At 44.3% G+C, this 21,455-nt stretch carries 33 protein-coding genes and 1 pseudogene; 3 read left to right on the forward strand and 31 right to left on the reverse strand.

The genetic code is table 11. The features are described 5' to 3' along the window. Window positions 1–96 (forward strand): annotated as a pseudogene (locus tag H8S52_RS06940) (rRNA adenine methyltransferase); the annotation flags it as partial. Window positions 97–293: 197 nt separating this feature from the next. On the opposite strand, the gene mobV reads toward H8S52_RS06940, so the two are convergent. From mobV to H8S52_RS19940, 5 genes are all read right to left on the reverse strand, one after another. Then, the gene (mobV, locus tag H8S52_RS06945) at window positions 294–1,661 is read right to left on the reverse strand and encodes a MobV family relaxase (RefSeq protein ID WP_117703097.1); all 1,368 of its coding nucleotides are present in this window, start codon (window positions 1,659–1,661) and stop codon (window positions 294–296) included. A 591-nt stretch (window positions 1,662–2,252) separates the two neighbouring features. After that, window positions 2,253–2,645, reverse strand: coding sequence for a hypothetical protein (locus H8S52_RS06950; protein WP_117703096.1), 393 nt, complete (start codon window positions 2,643–2,645; stop codon window positions 2,253–2,255). A gap of 17 nt (window positions 2,646–2,662) precedes the next feature. Beyond that, complete coding sequence (locus tag H8S52_RS06955; RefSeq protein ID WP_117703095.1) at window positions 2,663–3,895, reverse strand: site-specific integrase; 1,233 nt, start codon at window positions 3,893–3,895, stop codon at window positions 2,663–2,665. Window positions 3,896–4,188: 293 nt separating this feature from the next. Further along, the gene (locus H8S52_RS19935) at window positions 4,189–5,142 is read right to left on the reverse strand and encodes a DUF5700 domain-containing putative Zn-dependent protease (RefSeq protein ID WP_255470006.1); all 954 of its coding nucleotides are present in this window, start codon (window positions 5,140–5,142) and stop codon (window positions 4,189–4,191) included. A gap of 6 nt (window positions 5,143–5,148) precedes the next feature. Beyond that, window positions 5,149–5,862: a DUF6563 family protein gene (locus H8S52_RS19940; protein WP_255470007.1), complete on the reverse strand. Its 714-nt coding sequence runs from the start codon at window positions 5,860–5,862 to the stop codon at window positions 5,149–5,151. A gap of 110 nt (window positions 5,863–5,972) precedes the next feature. On the opposite strand from H8S52_RS19940, the gene H8S52_RS06965 reads away from it, so the two are divergent. Further along, entirely contained in the window at window positions 5,973–6,146 is a 174-nt protein-coding gene (locus H8S52_RS06965; protein WP_181987229.1) for a hypothetical protein, read from the forward strand. A gap of 157 nt (window positions 6,147–6,303) precedes the next feature. Beyond that, window positions 6,304–8,193, forward strand: coding sequence for a MutS family DNA mismatch repair protein (locus tag H8S52_RS06970; protein ID WP_186909538.1), 1,890 nt, complete (start codon window positions 6,304–6,306; stop codon window positions 8,191–8,193). A 50-nt stretch (window positions 8,194–8,243) separates the two neighbouring features. Here the strand turns inward: H8S52_RS06970 and H8S52_RS06975 are convergent, their stop codons facing one another. The 26 genes from H8S52_RS06975 to rplV all read right to left on the reverse strand — a co-directional run bounded on the left by H8S52_RS06975 (window position 8,244) and on the right by rplV (window position 21,422). Next, on the reverse strand, window positions 8,244–8,783 hold the full coding sequence (locus tag H8S52_RS06975) for a hypothetical protein (RefSeq protein WP_117984947.1): 540 nt from the start codon (window positions 8,781–8,783) through the stop codon (window positions 8,244–8,246). Window positions 8,784–8,907: 124 nt separating this feature from the next. Beyond that, window positions 8,908–9,327 (reverse strand): hypothetical protein, encoded by a 420-nt coding sequence (locus H8S52_RS06980; protein ID WP_117984944.1) that lies wholly within the window; start codon window positions 9,325–9,327, stop codon window positions 8,908–8,910. A gap of 301 nt (window positions 9,328–9,628) precedes the next feature. Further along, a complete protein-coding gene (gene rplQ / locus H8S52_RS06985) occupies window positions 9,629–10,129 on the reverse strand; it encodes a 50S ribosomal protein L17 (RefSeq protein ID WP_005656466.1) in 501 nt (166 codons plus the stop codon). Window positions 10,130–10,132: 3 nt separating this feature from the next. Beyond that, window positions 10,133–11,125: a DNA-directed RNA polymerase subunit alpha gene (locus H8S52_RS06990; protein ID WP_005656468.1), complete on the reverse strand. Its 993-nt coding sequence runs from the start codon at window positions 11,123–11,125 to the stop codon at window positions 10,133–10,135. An 11-nt stretch (window positions 11,126–11,136) separates the two neighbouring features. After that, complete coding sequence (gene rpsD, locus H8S52_RS06995; protein WP_005656470.1) at window positions 11,137–11,742, reverse strand: 30S ribosomal protein S4; 606 nt, start codon at window positions 11,740–11,742, stop codon at window positions 11,137–11,139. 115 nt (window positions 11,743–11,857) lie between these two features. Further along, entirely contained in the window at window positions 11,858–12,247 is a 390-nt protein-coding gene (gene rpsK, locus H8S52_RS07000; protein ID WP_005656474.1) for a 30S ribosomal protein S11, read from the reverse strand. A gap of 11 nt (window positions 12,248–12,258) precedes the next feature. Then, window positions 12,259–12,639: a 30S ribosomal protein S13 gene (rpsM, locus tag H8S52_RS07005; RefSeq protein WP_004291218.1), complete on the reverse strand. Its 381-nt coding sequence runs from the start codon at window positions 12,637–12,639 to the stop codon at window positions 12,259–12,261. A 34-nt stretch (window positions 12,640–12,673) separates the two neighbouring features. Next, window positions 12,674–12,790: a type B 50S ribosomal protein L36 gene (gene ykgO / locus H8S52_RS07010; protein ID WP_002558051.1), complete on the reverse strand. Its 117-nt coding sequence runs from the start codon at window positions 12,788–12,790 to the stop codon at window positions 12,674–12,676. A gap of 9 nt (window positions 12,791–12,799) precedes the next feature. Continuing rightward, window positions 12,800–13,018, reverse strand: coding sequence for a translation initiation factor IF-1 (infA, locus tag H8S52_RS07015; protein ID WP_002558052.1), 219 nt, complete (start codon window positions 13,016–13,018; stop codon window positions 12,800–12,802). A gap of 9 nt (window positions 13,019–13,027) precedes the next feature. After that, window positions 13,028–13,828, reverse strand: a complete 801-nt coding sequence (gene map, locus H8S52_RS07020) for a type I methionyl aminopeptidase (RefSeq protein WP_005656511.1) — start codon at window positions 13,826–13,828, stop codon at window positions 13,028–13,030. A 13-nt stretch (window positions 13,829–13,841) separates the two neighbouring features. Further along, window positions 13,842–15,185, reverse strand: coding sequence for a preprotein translocase subunit SecY (secY, locus tag H8S52_RS07025; protein WP_005656513.1), 1,344 nt, complete (start codon window positions 15,183–15,185; stop codon window positions 13,842–13,844). A 4-nt stretch (window positions 15,186–15,189) separates the two neighbouring features. Next, window positions 15,190–15,636, reverse strand: coding sequence for a 50S ribosomal protein L15 (rplO, locus tag H8S52_RS07030; RefSeq protein WP_004291221.1), 447 nt, complete (start codon window positions 15,634–15,636; stop codon window positions 15,190–15,192). Between the two features lie 30 nt (window positions 15,637–15,666). Then, on the reverse strand, window positions 15,667–15,843 hold the full coding sequence (gene rpmD, locus H8S52_RS07035) for a 50S ribosomal protein L30 (RefSeq protein WP_004291222.1): 177 nt from the start codon (window positions 15,841–15,843) through the stop codon (window positions 15,667–15,669). Window positions 15,844–15,854: 11 nt separating this feature from the next. Then, window positions 15,855–16,373: a 30S ribosomal protein S5 gene (gene rpsE / locus H8S52_RS07040; RefSeq protein WP_005656517.1), complete on the reverse strand. Its 519-nt coding sequence runs from the start codon at window positions 16,371–16,373 to the stop codon at window positions 15,855–15,857. A gap of 5 nt (window positions 16,374–16,378) precedes the next feature. Next, on the reverse strand, window positions 16,379–16,723 hold the full coding sequence (gene rplR, locus H8S52_RS07045; protein WP_005656518.1) for a 50S ribosomal protein L18: 345 nt from the start codon (window positions 16,721–16,723) through the stop codon (window positions 16,379–16,381). A 20-nt stretch (window positions 16,724–16,743) separates the two neighbouring features. Further along, on the reverse strand, window positions 16,744–17,313 hold the full coding sequence (gene rplF, locus H8S52_RS07050) for a 50S ribosomal protein L6 (RefSeq protein ID WP_005656520.1): 570 nt from the start codon (window positions 17,311–17,313) through the stop codon (window positions 16,744–16,746). Window positions 17,314–17,328: 15 nt separating this feature from the next. Then, complete coding sequence (rpsH, locus tag H8S52_RS07055; protein ID WP_005656522.1) at window positions 17,329–17,724, reverse strand: 30S ribosomal protein S8; 396 nt, start codon at window positions 17,722–17,724, stop codon at window positions 17,329–17,331. 55 nt (window positions 17,725–17,779) lie between these two features. Continuing rightward, window positions 17,780–18,079 (reverse strand): 30S ribosomal protein S14, encoded by a 300-nt coding sequence (gene rpsN, locus H8S52_RS07060; RefSeq protein ID WP_005656523.1) that lies wholly within the window; start codon window positions 18,077–18,079, stop codon window positions 17,780–17,782. Between the two features lie 4 nt (window positions 18,080–18,083). Further along, the gene (gene rplE, locus H8S52_RS07065; protein ID WP_004294559.1) at window positions 18,084–18,641 is read right to left on the reverse strand and encodes a 50S ribosomal protein L5; all 558 of its coding nucleotides are present in this window, start codon (window positions 18,639–18,641) and stop codon (window positions 18,084–18,086) included. After that, window positions 18,641–18,961 carry a 50S ribosomal protein L24 gene (gene rplX, locus H8S52_RS07070; protein WP_005656526.1) on the reverse strand — a complete coding sequence of 107 codons (321 nt, stop codon included), beginning with the start codon at window positions 18,959–18,961 and terminating at the stop codon, window positions 18,641–18,643. The genes rplE and rplX overlap by 1 nt, the downstream gene beginning before the upstream one ends. Window positions 18,962–18,981: 20 nt before the next feature. Further along, window positions 18,982–19,347, reverse strand: coding sequence for a 50S ribosomal protein L14 (gene rplN / locus H8S52_RS07075; protein WP_005656528.1), 366 nt, complete (start codon window positions 19,345–19,347; stop codon window positions 18,982–18,984). 2 nt (window positions 19,348–19,349) lie between these two features. Further along, window positions 19,350–19,619, reverse strand: a complete 270-nt coding sequence (rpsQ, locus tag H8S52_RS07080) for a 30S ribosomal protein S17 (protein WP_005656533.1) — start codon at window positions 19,617–19,619, stop codon at window positions 19,350–19,352. Then, on the reverse strand, window positions 19,616–19,813 hold the full coding sequence (gene rpmC, locus H8S52_RS07085; protein WP_005656537.1) for a 50S ribosomal protein L29: 198 nt from the start codon (window positions 19,811–19,813) through the stop codon (window positions 19,616–19,618). The genes rpsQ and rpmC overlap by 4 nt, the downstream gene beginning before the upstream one ends. 5 nt (window positions 19,814–19,818) lie before the next feature. Continuing rightward, window positions 19,819–20,253, reverse strand: coding sequence for a 50S ribosomal protein L16 (rplP, locus tag H8S52_RS07090; RefSeq protein WP_005656538.1), 435 nt, complete (start codon window positions 20,251–20,253; stop codon window positions 19,819–19,821). Window positions 20,254–20,274: 21 nt separating this feature from the next. Further along, entirely contained in the window at window positions 20,275–21,006 is a 732-nt protein-coding gene (rpsC, locus tag H8S52_RS07095) for a 30S ribosomal protein S3 (protein ID WP_005656540.1), read from the reverse strand. Window positions 21,007–21,011: 5 nt separating this feature from the next. Then, entirely contained in the window at window positions 21,012–21,422 is a 411-nt protein-coding gene (gene rplV, locus H8S52_RS07100) for a 50S ribosomal protein L22 (protein ID WP_004291236.1), read from the reverse strand. Window positions 21,423–21,455: the final 33 nt, after the last annotated feature.

Genomic DNA, 21,455 nt, shown 5'->3' on the forward strand with positions numbered 1-21,455 from the left:
CTTAATGCTCAAATTGTTTGTTTGTCTCCAAGTCAATGGGTAAACTGTTTTTTGGAAATGCTGGAAGTTGTCCCTGAAAAATTTCATCCTTCGTAGTTCAAAGTCGGGTGGTTGTCAAGATGATTTTTCTGGTTTGGTGTCGTCTTTTAAGCTGCCGCATAATGTTGTGCTAACAGCGAAATCGGCTGTTATTTTCTTCAAGTATATCACCTTGCGAACAAATATAAAAAAAGTGCGGTACACCACGAACGGCGTACCGCACTTTTTTCGGCAAATCGGGCAGGATTTAACATTTATAGCTTGAATCCCTTGCCTTTCCTTTGCGGTTGTATAGGTCGGCGTATGTTCTGCCTTAACTTCTCGAACTGTTCCTTAAACCACTCGGCAATGGGCTTTCGGTCGATGACAAGAACCAATTTAGTCCCGTCCGTGGGGTCTTTCAGCACTTGGAAACCTGCCCTTTCGGTCGTGAATTTCCGTCCGTGTTCCTCCGAGTAGAGTTCCCCCGTATACTCCAACGGCTTTCCCTTGACGAGCGTTGCGGTCTGCCTTTCATCGAACCCGACAAGGCGGCAGAGGTTTTCGATACGGAGCATTTCACGGAAATAGGGAAACCATGCCGCCGCCCTTGCGATTACCGTTTTCAGAAACGATATTTCCTGCTTGTGCCTTGTGTCCTTGTCGGCTATCTCCCTGCCGTGCTTTTGCTGCATTTCCCGTATCTCCCTGCTGTGGTCTGCCTGCATGGTCTGTATCCTATCTTGCAGGGCTTCGATGGTTTCCTCGTGGTCGGCTACCTCCCTATGCAGGGCGGTGTTCTCCCTTTCCAGCGTCTTGACCTTGTTACTGCCGAAAAGAGAACCGACGCTCTCGGCGATGTTGGCGGCTGCGGTGGTTGCCGCCCCTTTCAGCTTCTCGGTCTGTATTTCTTTTTTCGCCCGTCTTAGTTCCTCCCGTGCCGTTTCTTTCTGCTGCTGCAAATCCACCACTTCCGCTTTGAGGTCGTCGGAGAGTTTCTGTATATCCCGATAATACTGCTGCGTGGACTTGTGGCGAGCTTTCGAGCCGTCTATGCCCCTTTGCAGCCCGTATTTCGCCATCGCTTCGGCATAGGTATCTTGGTAGGACTTCAATTTCAGCCGTGTCATAATATCGTCTGCGCACAGCCTCACGGTGTCGGTCGGCTTCTTGCGGTATCGCTTCTTCGTCTGTTCCTCCCTTTTCCTGCGCTTGCGCTCTCCCTTGACGATAGGGACGAGTGTAACGTGTATGTGCGGCGTTTCCTCGTCCCTGTGCAGGTGAGCCGCCACGATGTTCTCCTTTCCGAACGTGTCGGCGAAGTATTTCAGATTGTCGGCGCACCACTCGTCCAAACGCCCCTCTTCCTCTATCCGCTTCATGTCCTCGTGCGTTCCCGACACGTTGATGCGGATAGCCCGTACTTGGTTGCTTCCGATTTTGCGTGTCAGCCCCGCTTCTTCCAGTCTTCTCTGAACAGCCGCCGAACGGTCTTTCACCCCGTCGGGGTATTCGATGAGCCTGCGGTTTAGGTGCGTGCGTGTGGGGTCGGCGTTCTTCGGTATGATGAAACGCTCGATATGTGCGGTTGTTCCGCTGTCGCTGCCGTGCGCCTTTTCCATGTGTAAAACTACGAAACCCATATATTCTTCCTTTCTTTTTTGGCTTGTGAAACAATGATTTTTTGTATCTTCGGGGGCGGCAAATGCCGTCCCCGATGGGGTGTGCAGAGGGGCTTGCCCCTTGCCTTATTGGGGAATTTTCAGCGATACGTAGTATTGCGGCTCGGAAAATTCCCTAATAAGCTACGGTATTTTCTCCGTAAATACCCTGCGGCGTGCCGTCTGCCTTTCGGCTGTGGCTGTTCCTACCACCTGCTTACCCATATAACCCCACCTTATTTTTTCCCTTTCGGTCGGTGGGTGGCGGGGCGGTCGTTTCCGTTTTCAAAGGCTCTTTTGCATGGGGCGGTCGGATACAAGGTTTTCCCGATAAATACGCTCGCAGCGAAGCGAGAGGAAGATTTATCGGGAAACGGCGCAGCCGCCTGACCTTTTAGCCGACATAAAGCCCCGTGCTTGCTTTGCCTTTGTAAACGGAAATGATTGCTCCGCTTTCCTCTGAAAAGAGGAATAGAACCTGCAATATCTATCACCATAGTGATAGATTTGCATGTTGGTATGTTGGTATGCTGATATGTTGGTATGTTTGCATGTTGGTATGTTGATATATCATCATGCTTTCCAACGGCTGTTGGGCTTGCCGTCCGAAACAACCGACACGAATACCGTCGTTTTCTCTTTTCGCCCGTGTATAATCCTCTCTAATAATGCCCTGCGGACTTTCGCCGCCCCGAACGATTCGACACGGAAAGCGAGGGCGGCTATCGTTTCGAGGTTGTAAACCTCCGCGCTGTATTTGTCCGATAGGCGGATAATGCGCTTTATGTCATATATAGATAAAACTCCGCTTTTGCAGAGTGCCTTTATCCCTGCCCGAACCGTCGGGGCGATAACCCCGAACAGTTCGCAGATTTCCCGCTCGGTCATGGCGGTTGCGCCTATATCGCTCGGCAGGGAGATATTGCCCTGCCCGTCCATCGTGATAATGTTCTTTTCTTCTTTCATCGGTATTCTGTTCTTAATTAGATGGCTCGGCAGATATTCTTCTCCATATCCTCCAACTTGTGCGACAAGGTTTCCATGTCTTGGCTTATCTTCTGGGCGGTGATTTTGGCGTAAATTTGGGTGGTCTTTATGTTCGTGTGTCCCAAAAGGCGGCTCACCGTTTCGATGGGTACGCCGTGCGACAGAAGTACGGTCGTGGCGTTCGTGTGACGTGCAACATGGTAGGTCAAGCGTACCTTGAAGCCGCATTGTCTGCCTATCTCTTTGAGTATCTTGTTGCAGCTTCCGTTGCTCGGAACGGGGAAAACATGACCGTCCCGAGCCAGCCCCTTGTATTTCTCTATGATACGCTTGGGAACGTCCAAAAGACGGATGTTCGATTCGGTGTTGGTCTTCTTTCTTCGGGTGATTATCCACAGGTTGCCGTCGAAGAATGTTTGCAGGCGGTCGGTGGTGAGGTTCTTCACGTCGGAATACGCCAAACCCGTGAACACCGAAAAGACGAACAAGTCCCGTACAAGTTCATGGGTGGCGTTCTTCATCGGTGCGTCCATGAGCGTCTGTATCTCCGTTTGGGTGAGGTAGCCCCTATCCACGCTTTCGGGAGAGTTGATATATCCTGCAAAGGGGTTGAACGGCAAACGCCCGTCGTTCCTCGCTATGGAAACGATGTGTTTCAACACAATCATGTAGCCCCACACGGTATTGGTATGGCATTTCTTCTCCGTGCGCAAAAAATACTCGAAGTCGTTGATGAACGTGAGGTTGAGTTCCTTTAACGGAATATCCTCACGCTTGTGGGTATGGGGCAGGAACTCCCGAATATGGTTGCAGACCGTCCGATAACGGGTAAATGTACCCTGCGCCCTGCTGTGCCCGACTTTCTTCTCAAACTCGGCGTTGTGCTGCTCGAACAGCTTTAACAATGTTTCCTGCTTGACGCCGATACCGAGATAGGCGTCTTTGAGTTTGGCGGCGGTAACATAACCGTCCGTCTGCATCAACTCTTGATAGCGGCGGTTTACCTCCACACGGATTTTATCTACCGCAAGGTTGATTCTCTGCGCTTCGACACTCTTGCCCGAAGCACGGCTGTTCCTCACGTCCCACAACCGTGGGGGAACGTCCATCTTACAACTGAACTGTTTAATCTCGCCGTCCACCGTGATACGGCACATTAAAGGCAGGTTGCCGTTCGGCTTCTCGCTGCCTTTCTTCACGTAAAATAATACCTTGAATGTACTACGCATAACTCACTCCTTTTTTTGGTTACAAAATTAGTTATTAGTGAGTTACCGACAGCTATGTAAATCTACGCAAAACGCAGAAACAGAACCTTTTAGCAAAAAATCTGCACCCGTTACGGGAGTAACGAGGTGGTAACTGAACTTCTGCACCGTTTGGCTTCGAGGTGGTATTTCGTTGGCTCTGCCCCATAGAAAAACAAAGCGTAACGAACGCTCTATCAGCTAATTCGCTACGCTTTGCCCAAATTTACTTTTTCGCTATGTGTTTATTTTAATTTTAGTTAAAGTCAGAAAAGTTACTTCTCCATTAACTTATACTGTTGTTTTACATAAGCCACAAATTCATCAGTAAAGACATATTCATCACCTGCCTTTCGCGCAGCCTTGTTATAGGTTTCCACAAACATCACCGGTTCCACAGAATTGTCGGCAATCGCCTGCAATCCGAGTTGATGCTTGATGAGCGTCGCCATATAAAAGCCATTCGGATGTCCGCCGTTAACCGGCAACTTGGCAACCTGCCCATAGACATCGGCGTCCACTGTTCCTTTCGAGTAACCCACCGTCAAAGAATCTATCTTTTGCAGTAGCTTCGGCGTATTGTAGTAGTTTTCGTTCATCTGTTTCAGCACATCTTCACCGAAAAGCCCGGCGTCTTTCATAGAATAAGGCCCCTCGAACTTGTTCAGAATATCAGCGCAACCCTCCGACTGCATCATGCTCAACGCTGCCGCAACAGGACTTCCACTGTCTTTGTATTTCTCTCGAAGATAGCCCCAACGATAGCTGTGATGCAGTTCGTGGCCTATCAGATTGACCAGGGATTCTTCATCCTGACTATAAACACAGTTCAAATCCATAAATACATTGCCGCTGAGCGACCAGGCTTCGGGGGTAAACAAGAGAATGTAGAATTTACTGTGATCGGGATGTCGCATCGCAAAACTATCCGGTAAGTATTTCAAGGCTTGCTTGTTGCCACGGACAAAAGCGCCGGAGAGGGCAGAGCCTGCCAAATAGTCATCGAGCCTATCAAGGTCATCGCCAAACCGGCTGAGATTTTGAATACAAAAATAACGTACGATATCTTCATTGTTCTTCATCGTCTGAAGGGGAACGGACAAGATACTATCCTTAACAGCCTTTAAATTCCGGTCGAAAACAATTTCATAAGCAGCCTTGAAAGTTTTTTTCAGCGATTTCCCCACAGGGCGGTCAAAAAACTGCTTATATCCATCGGTGGCAAACAATATTTCTCACTCCTGTTGTGAAGGCAGATGACCGTTTCTCGCTTTCTTGGTCAGTTCGATAAGGGCTTGGGCTGATTCGATGGAACAAGTCGGTTCAGACTTGAGCTGTCTCAGATACCTTCCGATGACCTCCGCCGACTCGCTCGTTTCTTTTTCAAAAGCCTCTTTCAGCTCCGGATAATCCGCCAGCAGTTCCAGCATCTTCTCCCTGCCCACAAACTCCGAGCGTCCCGTTTCCGGATTCAACTCATAATACACGCGCGCAAAGACCAGCCCCGAGGCATTGATGGCATCTCCCACTTCACCGCCCAACTTGGTTGCATCGGGCGGAGTTGCCGTACTTGCGGCAGCCTGCCCCACAGGTTGCGCACAGAAATAAATCCTGCCTTTCACCCACATGGCAGGTGCATACCAGCCGCCAAAGCGGTAGCGTTTATAACGCATTTTCTTACAATTTACATATAGCGACGTATCCATCCGCACCGCATAACAGCGAGACTTCAAATATCTGCAAAGACCGGAATTGTCCTTCGCTTCTATACGGTAATCCGCTCCCCCCATCAGATAAATCTGATTCTTGGAACGCTTCTCCACCTTCAGTATGGTGACCGTATCTCCACGCCCTTCCACCAACTCTTTCAAATTGGAATACATTATCTGCTGTGCCGAACATGGCAAGACCAATAATGCCAATAGCCCTAACACCCAACCTCTTTTCATATCGCTATCCTTTCTTTTTGAAACTTTGCATACTCAGGCGAAAGGTACATTTTTTATTGATATTCAGCAAATATAGAAGAGAAAAAACATCATATTCCCCGCAAAATCATTTGCATATACCTATCATCGGCCTTGCATGCCGCCATCGCCGCGAACGGAAACCTATGGTACGGAAGCCCGAAGCCACCTTGCCGCAACAAGCAAGATACGCTGCTGATTACAAGCAAGATGTAAGTACCAACAATGTACCTCCTGCTGGTACACGCCGTACCAACCGTTGGTAGCTCCCGTACCAAGCAGTGGTAGTTCTCCTACCCAACCGTGGTAGGCCTCGTACCAACCTGTGGTACTTCGAATACCGCCAGCCGGTATTTCGCATATCCTTAGGGGAAAAAACATATATTTCGTTATCTTTGTCGTTCTCTAAAGCATGGAAACAAAATGGAAAGCATTGAAAATATAAAATCGGTCTACCGGCGCATCGAGGATGAAGCCCGATGCGAATTGAATAAAGTACAGCAACAGATTTATCGCATCAGCACACTGCGGCTGCTGCTGTTCGTGGCAGGAATTGCGGGGATTATCTATTTCCGGACGGAAAGTTGGGCAGTGCTTACGGGCATTGCACTTGTCACCCTGCTGCCGTTCATTCTCCTGATAAAATACCACAACCGCCTGTTTCACCGCAAAGATTATCTGGAAAAGGAGGCAGAGGTCAACCGGCAGGAACTGGCTGCGCTGGACTATGACACATCCTGCTTCGACGGCGGCGAGGAATTTGCAGACCCTGCACATCTGTATGCTTACGACCTGGACGTATTCGGCACGCATTCGCTGTTCCAATACATCAACCGTACCTGTACCGAACCGGGGAAACGCCTGCTGGCCGACTGGCTGGGACAGCATCTTACAAAGAAGGAGGATATACTGGAACGCCAGGCTGCCGTACGCGAACTTGCTCCCGAACTGAAATTCCGCCAGCGGTTCCGTATCCTCGGCCTGCTGCATAAAGGCAAGGCAGCCGATGAAACCGAGTTGAAAGCATGGGCGGCAAGTCCCGGGATATTTCGCAAGAGCAGACTCTTGCGTGTGCTGCCGGCAACCGTTACGGGTATCAACGGTGTATGTTTTCTTTTGGTCGTTGCCGGTTACCTGCCGGCAAGTATGTGGGGAGTAATCTGGACCCTCTTTGTCGTTGCCGGGTTTGCCTTTACCGGAAAGATTACCAAGATACAAGCCGTGTACGGCAAGAAACTGCAGATTCTCGGAACGTATGCCGGGCTGCTCAGGCTTATGGAAGCCCGCCCCATGCAATGCCGCCTGCTGAAAAGCATTAAAGAGGAAATCGGCGGCGAACAGCGGAAAGCATCCCTCTCCATCAGCCGTTTGAGCAAGCTGATGAACGAGTTGGACCAACGCAACAATATGTTCATGTACGTCATCCTCAACGGACTGTTCTTCTGGGAACTGCGGCAGATTATGCGCATCGAGGCATGGAAAGAGCAATATGCCGGCGAACTGCCTCAGTGGCTCGATGCCCTCGGGCAGATGGATGCTCTTAACTCACTGGCAACCTTTGCCTATAATCATCCCGCATATGCTTATCCTACTCTGCTTGACAAGGCTGATATGGCTGCCGCCAAAGCCGGCATCTCTTCCGATGCAAGGAAAGCCGGTGCGGCAAATACCGGTAGCAATGCCCGTTTCATACTCCGTGCAAAGGCCTTGGGACATCCCCTGATGCATCGCGACCGTTGTGTGCGCAACGACATCGACATGGAGAAACGCCCTTTCTTCATCATCATCACCGGCGCCAACATGGCAGGAAAAAGCACGTACCTGCGTACGATAGGCGTCAATTATTTGCTTGCCTGCACCGGCATGCCTGTGTGTGCGGAGGAAATGGAAGTGTATCCCGCGCGCCTTATCACCAGCCTGCGCACCAGCGACTCCCTGACCGACAACGAGTCTTACTTCTTTGCCGAACTCAAGCGCCTGAAACTCATTATCGACAAACTGCAAGCGGGCGAAGAGCTGTTTATCATTCTGGACGAAATACTCAAAGGAACGAACTCGATGGATAAGCAGAAGGGGTCATTCGCACTTATCAAGCAGTTCATGGCTTTAGAGGCAGACGGCATCATCGCCACCCACGACCTGCTGCTGGGTACGCTCATCGACCTTTTCCCGGAGAATATCCGCAACTTCCGCTTCGAGGCGGATATCACCGACAATGAGCTGACCTTCTCCTACCGTCTCCGCCCGGGCGTGGCGCAGAACATGAACGCCTGCTTCCTGATGAAAAAAATGGGGATTGCCGTCACCGACTAATCCCCGTTTTATACCGATAAGCTAAAGCGCTCGCTTTTATCTGCGCAAACTTACACTGCCTTGCACTTAGACAGGAAAGCCGAGACCGCCGCTGCCTCGCTACCCGTGAAGTAACGTACGGAAGTCACCGGAGTGTAGGTGTAAGGCACAAACTGAAACAGTTGCAATGCGGCAAATTTATTGTCCTGCGAAATCATAATATCCATACGTACATTACCGCTCGACTCGCTTTTTATACCCGCCTCGCAGTCCGGATTGCCGCGCTCAATCATTTCGGTCAGCTCACCTATATGCTTCAAATCGAAAAACATGCTGCGCTCCTTTGTCACGCTTCCTGTAGGCAGGTACACCATTTCCTTCGACTTCCAGAACAAACGGAATACCCCCAGCAGGATCAATGCCGTGCCCACTACCATCAGCGCCATGCTTATGGTGGAAGATTTATCGTGCATTTCAAAAATAGAAACAAAGATAAGAAGACCTACCACCATCATCGCCAATGAGATGAGCAGTCCGGAAACACTTGTACGTTTTGCAATATCGGGATGTGAAGACGCAAAGAGAGTTGCGTCGATAGTTTTAGTTGCCATATTATAAACAGTTTTATAAATTAATGAATTATTGTAATAGAGAATAAGGGAGTACAATCTCTTCTCTATACGGACATTTATCCGATGCCCATACACAGAAAAAAGACCTGAATACAATAAGACATTAAATCAGAATCCGCCTCAGTGTGAAAATATAGTATTCACACACAGGCTTGCAACCATAGTAAGCGGTGGAATCATAAAGCTTCTCTTTATGCAAAGACAGAACCGCTTCGCGCCGGGCAAGCTTATCCACCCAGTCCTTTAGTGAAAAGATGTATTTGGCGGTATAGGAACGCTGAATGCGGGACATGGCAAGCGAGTGCAGATGACCGCTGTTACTCGCCAGCTCCGCTACCGGCAGATAGGGCAACTGAGGTGAAGTAAAGCATGTGCCATCCTGAGAATGAGCGGCAGTCACCGCCTGAATATCCGTAGAATCTCCTGTACTCACCCCGCCATCGGAAGTAAATACAGCGCCCGACGTCTGCCACAAAGCCAACGCAAGCACCAGGAGTCCTATGATTTTCAAATATCTGCCCATAACTGTGTGCAAATATAACGGTTTATTTCACAGGTTTGTTTTATACACACATCTTTTAAGGTTTGTTCATGTAAAAAGAGGATTGCCAAAATACGTTTGATTGAATCTCTAAAAAATCTTGCTTCGTCATAAATAGAAAGGTTATAGCTGTTGCAATGTTGAAGTGGCAAAATTACACCACAACCATAACCTTTGAAGTAAGTACTTCTGTTAGTGCTTACCGTAAAAATGATAAAAGCGTAAACAAAAAAGCCGCCCCAATCGCTGGGACGGCTTTCTATATATAAAAAGAATAGTTGAATTATTCTGCTTTTGCTTCTTCAGCAGCAGGAGCTTCGGCAACCGGTGCAGTTTCAGCAGCGGGAGCAGCTTCAGCAGCAGCGCTCTTCTTTGAACGACGGGTACGGGTAGCTTTCTTAGCCACTTTTTCCTTAGCCATGTTTTCGTTGTAGTCAACGAGTTCAATGAAGCACATTTCTGCGTTGTCACCCAAACGGTTACCAGTCTTGATGATACGAGTGTAACCACCCGGACGGTCAGCAATCTTCACAGAGATTTCCTTGAACAGTTCAGTTACAGCATACTTGTCTTGCAAATTGCTAAATACAACACGACGAGAGTTTGTCGTATCGTCCTTGGCTTTTGTAATTAAAGGCTCAACGAACTTCTTCAGAGCTTTAGCCTTTGCAACGGTCGTAGTGATTCTTTTGTGCTTTATCAAAGAACACGCCATATTAGCCAACATAGCGTTTCTATGAGAGGCAGTACGACCCAAATGGTTGAATTTCTTATTATGTCTCATTTTTTATTCTTTATCTAATTTATATTTAGAAATATCAGTTCCAAACGACAGATTCAGACTTTCCAGCAAATCATCAAGCTCGGTAAGCGATTTCTTTCCGAAATTTCTGAACTTCAGCAAATCGGTCTTGTTGAACTGTACCAAGTCGCCCAAAGTCTCTACATCGGCAGCCTTCAAACAGTTGAGGGCGCGAACCGAGAGATCCATATCGACAAGCTTGGTCTTCAGCAACTGACGCATGTGCAATACTTCCTCATCAAACTCTTCATTGCCGTCAGCATCGTTGCTTTCCAGCGTAATCTTCTCATCGGAGAAGAGCATGAAGTGATAAATCAGAATCTTTGCTGCCTCTTTCAGAGCTTCTTTCGGGTGAATGGAACCATCCGTAGTAATCTCAAGCACCAGCTTTTCGTAGTCGGTCTTCTGCTCAACACGGAAGTTCTCTACCTGATACTTAACATTACGTATCGGAGTATAAATAGAATCGATAGGAATTACGTTCACATCGGTGCAATATTCGCGGTTTTCGTCAGCAGGAACATAACCACGGCCCTTGTTGATCGTAATATCTATCTGCATAGTTGATTTTGAATCTAAATGACAAATAACTAATTCAGGATTTAACACTTCAAATCCAGTCAAATACTTACCTATGTCACCTGCTTTAAATTCACTTGAATTCTCGATTGTAATACTTACCTTTTCGCTCTCGAATTCTTCAACTACTTGCTTGAATCTCACTTGTTTCAGATTCAAGATAATGTTAGTAACATCCTCTTTTACTCCCGGAACACTGGAAAACTCGTGCTCAACACCTTCTATCTTGATAGTAGTGATAGCAAAACCTTCCAATGAAGAAAGCAGGATGCGGCGCAGTGCATTACCCACGGTAATACCGAAACCGGGCTCCAACGGACGAAATTCGAACTTTCCGAATTTAGAGTCCGCTTCCAACATTAATACTTTATCAGGTTTTTGAAATGCTAATATCGCCATGAAATTAATTATTATTTAGAATACAATTCTACAATCAAATGCTCTTTAATGTTTTCAGGAATGTCTGCTCTTTCAGGTACGTGCAACAGCTTACCTACTTTAGCATTGTCATCCCATTCCAACCAAGGATATTTGCTGTGATTAAAGCCGGCCAATGAGTTGGCGATAACTTCCAAAGATTTGGATCTTTCACGAACGCCAATAACCTGACCCGGTTTTACTGCATATGAAGGAATGTTTACCACTTCGCCATCTACAGTAATGTGCTTGTGACTCACCAACTGACGGGCAGCGGCACGAGTCGGAGCAATACCCAAACGGAATACTACATTGTCAAGACGACCTTCCAACAATTGAAGGAGTACCTCACCGGTAATACCTTTAGCGGTAGCTGCCTTCTCAAACAAGTTGCGGAATTGTTTTTCCAAAACTCCATAGGTGTATTTGGCTTTCTGTTTCTCACGAAGTTGAACACCATATTCAGAAGTTTTTCTCTTTCTTGAATTACCGTGCTGTCCGGGAGGATAGTTCTTCTTTGACAATACTTTATCTGCTCCAAAGATACCTTCACCGAATTTACGGGCTATTCTTGATTTTGGTCCAGTATATCTAGCCATTTCTTTTAAATATTTAATTGTTATTCATGAACTTAATTTGTTGCAGCCGCGATTGTAGAGAAGAAATTACAATCCAATAACAATATCAAGTTTCATTTTTTATTAAAGGTAAATCTTAAACTCTACGTCTTTTCGGAGGACGACAACCATTATGTGGAAGCGGAGTTACATCAATGATTTCAGTAACTTCGATACCTGCACCGTGGATAGTTCTAATAGCAGACTCACGTCCGTTACCTGGACCCTTCACATATGCCTTTACCTTTCTCAAGCCAAGATCGTATGCTACTTTAGCACAATCTTGAGCAGCCATTTGTGCTGCATAAGGAGTGTTCTTCTTAGAACCTCTGAATCCCATCTTTCCGGCAGAAGACCAAGAAATAATCTGACCTTCACTATTAGCCAGAGAAACAATAATGTTGTTGAAAGATGAATGAACATGCAACTGTCCATTAGCATCTACCTTTACATTTCTCTTTTTTGCTGCAACTGTTTTTTTTGCCATATCAACAATTATTATTTAGTAGCTTTTTTCTTATTAGCAACGGTTTTCTTTCTTCCCTTACGAGTACGGGCGTTGTTCTTCGTACTCTGGCCTCTTACAGGGAGACCGATACGGTGACGTACACCACGGTAGCAACCGATATCCATTAAACGTTTGATGTTCAATTGAACTTCAGAGCGAAGATCACCTTCTACTTTATACTCTGCACCAATGATCTCACGAATCTTGGCAGCCTGATCATCCGTCCAGTCTTTTACTTTCAGGTCTCTGTCAACACCTGCTTTGTCCAAAATCTTTGCTGAACTACTACGACCTATTCCATATACATAGGTCAACGCAACTTCACCTCTCTTGTTTTGAGGCAAATCGACACCAACTATTCTTATAGCCATATACTAAATTATTTTTTTTGCAAAAATAATAATATTATCCTTGACGTTGTTTATACTTAGGATTTTTCTTGTTAATAACATACAAACGGCCATTACGTCTAACGATCTTACACTCTGGCGTACGTTTCTTTAAGGATGCTCTTACTTTCATATCTTAATTTTATTTATATCTAAATACAATTCTTCCTTTCGATAAATCGTAAGGAGACATTTCGACTCTTACCTTATCACCCGGCAGGATCTTGATGTAGTGCATCCGCATCTTACCGGAAATATGGGCAGTAATCTCATGTCCGTTTTCTAATTCAACACGAAACATTGCATTAGACAATGCTTCAACTATAACTCCATCTTGTTCTATTGCAGATTGCTTTGCCATATTAACTTCTTAAATTGCTTTATCTCCTAATACTTCTTCAATGAATTTGAACGATGACAGAATATCGGCTTCACCGCTTCTCACTGCTATGGTATGCTCAAAATGAGCGGCGTACTTGCAATCTCTGGTTCTCACCGTCCAGCCATCACGTTCCATTACTATCTGCCGGTTACCTAAAGTTATCATCGGCTCGATTGCGATGCACAACCCCTTTTTCAACATTGTACCGTAACCGCGCTTACCGTAGTTGGGCACCTGGGGATCTTCGTGCATGTCCTTACCGATACCATGACCGACAAACTCGCGCACCACACCATAAGAATTGGACTCGCAATGTTGTTGTATAGCATATCCTATATCACCCAACCGCTTGCCTTGAACAGCATTCTGTATTCCTATATATAATGCTTCCTTAGTAACCTTCAGTAATTTGCGAACTTCTTCGTCAACCTCACCTACACAAAACGTATAGGCCGAGTCGCCACAAAAGCCATTCATATAAGTACCGCAATCAACAGAAACTACATCACCCTCTTTCAGTACTACATTATCACTCGGAATACCATGTACCACCTGCTCGTTTACAGAAGTACAAATCGAAGCCGGAAACGGATCGCCATATTGGTTCGGAAATCCCTTGAAAGTAGGAACAGCCCCATTATCTCTAATGAACTCTTCCGCTACTCTATCCAACTCCTTTGTAGTAACTCCGGGCTTTATAACCTTAGCTATCTCAGCCAACGTTTTTCCTACAAGCAAATTACTCGCACGGAGCAGCTCTATCTCATCTTCAGTTTTAAGAAATATCATTCTTCAAATAAGATTAATACGCAGCCACTGTACCGCTACGGCCTTTAATACGTCCAGATTTCAGCAAACCGTCATAGTGTCTCATCAACAAATGACTTTCAACCTGCTGGAGAGTATCAAGAACCACACCTACAAGAATTAACAAAGACGTACCACCGAAGAATTGAGCAAACTCGGCTTTCACACCGAAGATACCGGCAAATGCAGGCATAATGGCAACCAAAGCCAAGAAGAAAGAACCCGGCAAAGTGATACGTGACATAATCACGTCAATGTACTCTGCTGTTTGCTTTCCCGGTTTGATGCCCGGAATGAAACCGTTGTTTCTCTTCATATCCTCAGCCATCTGAGTCGGGTTAATGGTAATCGCAGTATAGAAATACGTAAACAGTATAATCAATACCGCAAAAATCAAATTATACCAAAAGCTTGTATGATCAGTTAATGCATGTATGAAACCGCTCGCATTATTTACATTTGAAAATCCAACGAGAGTAATAGGAATGAACATGATTGCCTGAGCAAAAATAATAGGCATCACGTTTGCTGCATTTACTTTCAAAGGAATGTATTGTCTTGCACCACCGTATTGCTTGTTACCAACAATCTTCTTTGCGTATTGTACAGGAATCTTTCTTGTACCTTGCACCAGAAGAATGGCAAATGCAATGACAAGCAACAGGACTACAAGTTCAATCAGGAACATAACCAAACCACCGGTCTTATCGGTCATACGGGAAATCAATTCCTGAAATAAAGACTGCGGTAAACGTGCAATAATACCCACCATAATAATCAAGGAGATACCATTACCTATTCCTTTGTCTGTAATTCTCTCACCAAGCCACAAAATAAACATACTTCCAGCCGCCAATATAATGGTAGAAGTAAGCATAAATAGAGTCCAATCTAATGAAGCATTTAAGGAAGGACCAGCCTGCATTTTAAGATTGAGCAAATAAGAAGGAGCCTGAACCAGCAAAATGATAATCGTCAGATAACGGGTGTACTGATTCATTTTTCTTCTACCACTCTCACCTTCACGTTGCAATTTCTGGAAATACGGTACCGCAATACCCAGCAACTGAATCACAATGGAAGCGGAGATATAAGGCATGATACCTAATGCAAAGATAGACGCATTAGAGAACGCTCCTCCAGAAAACATGTTTAACAAGGCTAAAAGACCCTCGCTTGTTTGTTGATGCAACTGTGTCAACATTGACGGATTAATACCCGGCAATACAACATACGAACCGAAACGGTAAATTGCCACAAACAATATGGTAATGAGGATCCGTTGTCTCAGATCCTCAATTTTCCATATATTCTTTAATGTTTCAATAGCTTTTCTCATCGAATTAGAGTTTTACTACTTGTCCACCAGCAGCTTCGATGGCAGCAACCGCAGTCTTAGAGAATGCGTGTGCTTGTACATCCAACTTAGCAGTCAAAGTTCCGTTACCTAATACTTTTACCAACTGGCTTGAAGAAATGAAACCGGCAGCGATGAAGTCATTGATACCTACAGTCTGCAGATTTTTAGCTTCAGCCAATTTCTGAATTGTATCCAAGTTGATAGCCTTATACTCTACACGGTTGATATTTTTAAAGCCAAACTTAGGAACACGACGTTGAAGAGGCATCTGACCACCTTCAAAACCGATTTTCTTAGAGTATCCAGATCTTGATTTAGCTCCTTTATGACCTCTGGTAGAAGTACCTCCCAAACCAGAACCCGGACCGCGTCCGATTCTTTTTCTTGTTTTAGTAGATCCCTCTGCAGGTTTTAAATTACTTAAGTTCATATTGTAATTCGTTTTATATTCAACAAATAATTACTTAACAATGGTAACCAAGTGTTTAACCTTATCCACCATTCCAAGAATTGAAGGAGTGCATTCGTGTTCAACCACACGATTCAACTTATGAAGTCCCAGTGCATCGAGAGTTCTCTTCTGATCAGCAGGAGCACCAATTCTACTTTTAACTTGTTTAATCTTTATAGTCGACATATTCTTCCTCCTTATCCTCTAAATACTTTTTCCATACTAACTCCTCTGTTCTGAGCAACCATACGGGCATCACGCATTTCGCTTAATGCCAAAATAGTAGCTTTCACCAAGTTATGTGGGTTGGAAGAACCTTTTGACTTAGCCAAAACATCCGTTACACCAACACTTTCAAGCACTGCACGCATTGCACCACCTGCCACTACACCAGTACCGTGAGAAGCCGGTTTAATGAATACCTCAGCACCGCCAAACTTAGCAGACTGTTCGTGAGGAACCGTACCTTTCAGTACAGGTACTTTAGTCAGGTTCTTTTTTGCTGATTCAACACCCTTAGCAATAGCAGCGGTTACTTCACCTGCTTTGCCAAGACCCCAACCGATGATACCTTCTTCATTTCCTACTACCACAATAGCAGAAAAACTAAAAGTTCTACCACCTTTGGTTACTTTGGTTACACGATTAATAGCAACCAATCTGTCTTTCAGTTCTATATCGTTTGTAATCTTAACTCTATTATTAAGTCCTGCCATAATGATTAAAATTTAAGTCCACCGTTACGAGCAGCATCAGCCACTTCTTTTACTCTCCCATGATACAAGTAACCATTACGGTCGAAAACAACAGTAGTTATACCTGCTTCCTGAGCCTTCTTTGCAATCAGTTCACCTACTTTGGCAGCCTGTTCTTTCTTAGGCATCTTTTCAGTCATACCCAAAGAAGATGCAGCAGCCAGAGTCTTACCGGACAAATCGTCGATAATCTGAACGTAGATTTGCTTATTGCTTCTAAACACACTCATACGCGGACATTCAGTTGTACCTGAAATCTTATTGCGTACTCTATATTTAATCTTAATACGTCTTTCTATTTTTGTTGTCATAATACTATCAATTTAAATGATTATTTAGCACCGGCTGATTTACCAGACTTTCTACGAATTTCTTCGCCAACAAACTTAATACCTTTACCTTTATACGGTTCAGGCTTACGGAAAGAACGTATTTTAGAGCAAACTTGACCAAGCAATTGTTTGTCGCAAGATTCCAAAAGGATAAGAGGATTCTTGTTTCTCTCAGACTTAGTTTCTACTTTGATCTCAGCAGGCAACTGTATAAAGATACTGTGCGTATAACCTAAGTTCAATTCAATAATATTGCCTTGATTAGAAGCGCGGTAACCTACACCGACAAGTTCCAACTCTTTCTTATATCCTTCAGATACACCAACAACCATGTTGTGAACCAATGAACGGTACAGACCGTGGAATGCGTGCTTCTGCTTCGGATTATCCAGCATTGCATTTTCATTCTCTGTCAAAACGACATGGCCTTCTTCGATGGCAACATTGATAGCAGGATTTACATATTGGCTCATTTCGCCTTTGGGTCCCTTTACGGTAACCACATCATCCTTCAGAGTAACTGTTACTCCAGCGGGAATACTAATGGGTAATTTTCCTATTCTTGACATTGCTGATTCCTCCTATTAATATACATAACACAAAACTTCACCGCCAATCTTCAGTTCAGCGGCTTCTTTGTTGGTCATTACACCTTTGGAAGTAGATATTATAGCAATACCCAAACCATTAATAACTCGCGGCATCTCTTTGTAACCGGTATATTGACGCAAACCCGGAGAAGAAATTCTTTCCAGCTTCTTGATAGCGTTAACTTTGTTAACCGGATCATACTTCAAGGCAACCTTAATAGTACCTTGAGGACCATCTTCTACAAACTTGTAATTAAGAATGTAGCCTTTTTCAAAAAGAATCTTAGTGATTTCTTTTTTCAAATTTGAAGCGGGAACTTCAACAACTCTGTGCTTTGCTTGAATAGCGTTCCGCAACCTCGTCAAATAATCTGCTATTGGATCAGTCATATAAAAATAAATTAAATTAATCAGGACTGCCCTGACAATATTTAAAAAACAAAAATTACCAGCTTGCTTTCTTTACACCTGGAATAAGACCGTTGGATGCCATCTCACGGAACTGAATTCTGGAGATTCCGAACTGACGGATATATCCTTTAGGACGACCTGTCAATTTGCAACGGTTGTGCATACGAATCGGATTAGAATTCTTGGGCAGGTCCTGCAATTTCTGTGCAGCTTCAAAAGCTTCCGCAGGATCACCTGTTCTAACGATTTGCTTCAATGCAGCTCTCTTCTCGGCATATTTGGCTACTAATTTGGCACGCTTTACTTCACGTGCTTTCATTGATTCCTTTGCCATATTATCAATCTTTTTTAGCGTTCTTAAACGGTAAACCGAATTCTTTCAACAAGGCATAACCTTCTTCATCTGTTTGCGCAGAGGTTACAAAGGTAATATTCATTCCGAGAATTCTGGTAATACTATCGATATTAATTTCAGGGAAAATAATTTGTTCCTGAATACCAAGGGTATAGTTACCCTTTCCATCGAACTTACTTTCAATACCCTTGAAGTCACGGATACGCGGCAGAGCTACACGAACCAATTTTTCAAGGAATTCGTACATTCTCTCGCGACGTAAAGTTACCATAACACCAATCGGCATTTTCTTACGCAACTTAAAGTTAGCGATATCTTTACGAGAAATGGTTGCAACGGCCTTCTGACCTGTAATAGCAGTCATTTCATTAATTGCCACTTCGATAATCTTCTTATCAGCAACGGCCATACCCAAACCCTGATTGATAACAATCTTCTTAAGTACGGGTACCTGCATTGAAGAAGAATACTGGAACTGTGATTTCAATGCAGGCGCAATACGCTCTGCATATTCTTTCTTAAGGCTAGCAGTATTACTCATTACTTAATCTCCTCTCCTGATTTTTTAGAATAACGCACTAAAGTGCCGTCAGCACTTAATTTTCTACCAACACGCGTTGCTTTGCCAGTCTTTGGATCAACCGGGTTCAAGTTTGAAATGTGGATAGAAGCTTCTTGCTTCACGATACCACCTTGCGGGTTCTTTGCATTCGGTTTTGTGCTCTTAGACACCATGTTGATACCCTCAACGATTGCACGTTTTTTATCAACAAGAACCTTCAATACACGACCAGTCTTACCTTTGTCTTCACCAGAATTTACGTAAACTGTATCGCCTTTTTTAATATGTAATTTACTCATTACTTAAATCTTTTACAAAATTAAAGTACTTCAGGAGCGAGTGACACAACTTTCATGTTAGCAGCACGAAGTTCACGAGCTACCGGACCGAAAATACGACTACCTCTAATTTCACCTGCATTGTTCAGCAACACGCAAGCATTATCATCAAAACGTATGTAAGAACCATCAGCACGACGGATTTCTTTCTTAGTACGTACGATCAAAGCTTTAGACACTGCACCTTTTTTAATATCACTTGAAGGGATAACGCTTTTTACAGAAACAACAATCACGTCCCCTACTGAAGCATAGCGACGACCCGTACCGCCCAAAACGCGGATACAGAGAGCCTCTTTTGCTCCGCTGTTGTCACATACTGTAAGTCTGGATTCTACTTGTATCATAATTACTTAGCTCTTTCAATTATTTCAACCAATCTCCATCTCTTAGTCTTGCTCAAAGGACGAGTTTCCATGATGCGTACAGTATCACCGATATTGCACTCATTCTTTTCATCATGAGCATGGTACTTCTTCGTCTTACTAACGAACTTACCATATATGGGGTGTTTTTCCTTAAACTTAGCTGCAACAGTAATGGTCTTATCCATCTTATCGCTCAGCACAACCCCTGTTCTTTCTTTTCTTAAATTTCTTGCTTCCATCAAGCTCATCATTTATTGTTAAGTTCTCTCTGGCGTAATTCAGTTTTCATACGCGCAATAGTCCTGCGTAATTGTTTGATCTGAGCAGGATTATCCAAAGGAGAAATAGAATGATTTAAAACCATTTGGCTATAGTTAGCCACTTCTGCTTCTACTCTTTCTACCAAGTCATTGGTAGTCATTTCTTTAATTTCTGCAATTTTCATACTTCTTACGCATTTTGATTTTGGATATCATAATCACGTCTTACCACAAACTTAGTTGTGATAGGAAGCTTCTGTGCAGCTAAGCGCAAAGCTTCTTTTGCGATTTCATAAGATACTCCTTCAGCTTCGATAATAATTCTACCCGGTGTAACAGGAGCAACGAATCCCTCGGGGCTACCTTTACCTTTACCCATACGTACGTCAGCAGGCTTTCTTGTAATAGGCTTATCCGGGAAAATACGAATCCAAATCTGTCCTTGACGTTGCATATATCTTGTTACTGCAATACGCGCAGCTTCAATCTGACGGCCTGTAATCCACTTCGTCTCCAAGGCCTTAATACCAAAAGAACCGAAAGCCAGTTGGTTTCCTCTTTGGGCATTACCTTTTTGACGGCCTTTTTGTTGTCTTCTGAATTTTGTCTTTTTCGGTTGTAACATAATTCCTAAAAATCAAATTCGTTAGCGATTATTTTTCTTTCTTTTGAAGTTCTTTCCGCCATTGTTTCCGCTATTGCTTCCACGACCGCTTTCTTTGCTTTGCGTAAAGTTCGGAGCCAACTCTCTCTTACCATAAACTTCACCTCTACAAATCCAAACTTTAATACCAAGAAGACCTACTTTAGTCAATGCTTCTGCATGACAATAGTCGATGTCTGCTCTGAAAGTGTGCAGCGGAGTTCTTCCTTCTTTATACATTTCAGAACGGGCCATTTCTGCACCATTCAAACGTCCTGAAATCTGAATTTTGATACCTTCCGCACCCATACGCATTGTGTTGGCAATAGCCATTTTGATAGCGCGACGGTAGGCAATTTTACCTTCTACCTGACGGGCGATGTTGTTAGCCACGATAACAGCGTCCAACTCAGGTCTTTTCACTTCGAAGATATTGATCTGGATATCTTTATCAGTGACCTTCTTCAACTCTTCTTTCAACTTATCAACTTCTTGGCCACCCTTACCGATAATGATACCCGGACGTGCTGTACAAACGGTAATAGTCACGAGTTTCAGTGTACGTTCGATTACAATTCTTGAAACACTTGCTTTAGCAAGACGAGCGTTCAAATATTTACGAATCTTGCTATCTTCCAGCAAAGAGTCGCCGTAATTCTTTCCACCATACCAATTGGAATCCCAGCCTCTGATAATTCCTAAACGGTTGCTTATTGGATTAACTTTTTGTCCCATTTACCTTAATTTTGATCTTCGTTATTACTTTTAGAACCAACGAACAACGTTACGTGGTTTGAACGCTTGCGGATTCTGTAACCTCTACCCTGCGGAGCCGGTCTCATTCTTTTGAGTGTAGCACCACCATCAACAAAAATCTTGGTTACGAACAGCTCGCCGCTTTCAGCTTTACGTTCGTTTTTCTGCTCCCAGTTAGCAATTGCAGAGCGCAGCAATTTTTCCACTCTGGCGGCAGCCTCTTTTGAGGAGAACTTCAAAACGCCGAGTGCTCTGTTCACTTCCATTCCACGAATCATGTCAGCCACGAGACGCATTTTACGGGGGGAAGTAGGAACATTTTGCAATTTCGCAAAATACATGGTCTTAAGGGCTTCTTTTCTTTTTTCAGCCGATATTTTTTTTCTTGCTCCCATTATATTATTACTTTATTATTTCAGATAAATCCT

Source organism: Bacteroides sp. NSJ-48 (assembly GCF_014287405.1).
GTDB classification, from domain to species: domain Bacteria; phylum Bacteroidota; class Bacteroidia; order Bacteroidales; family Bacteroidaceae; genus Bacteroides; species Bacteroides stercoris.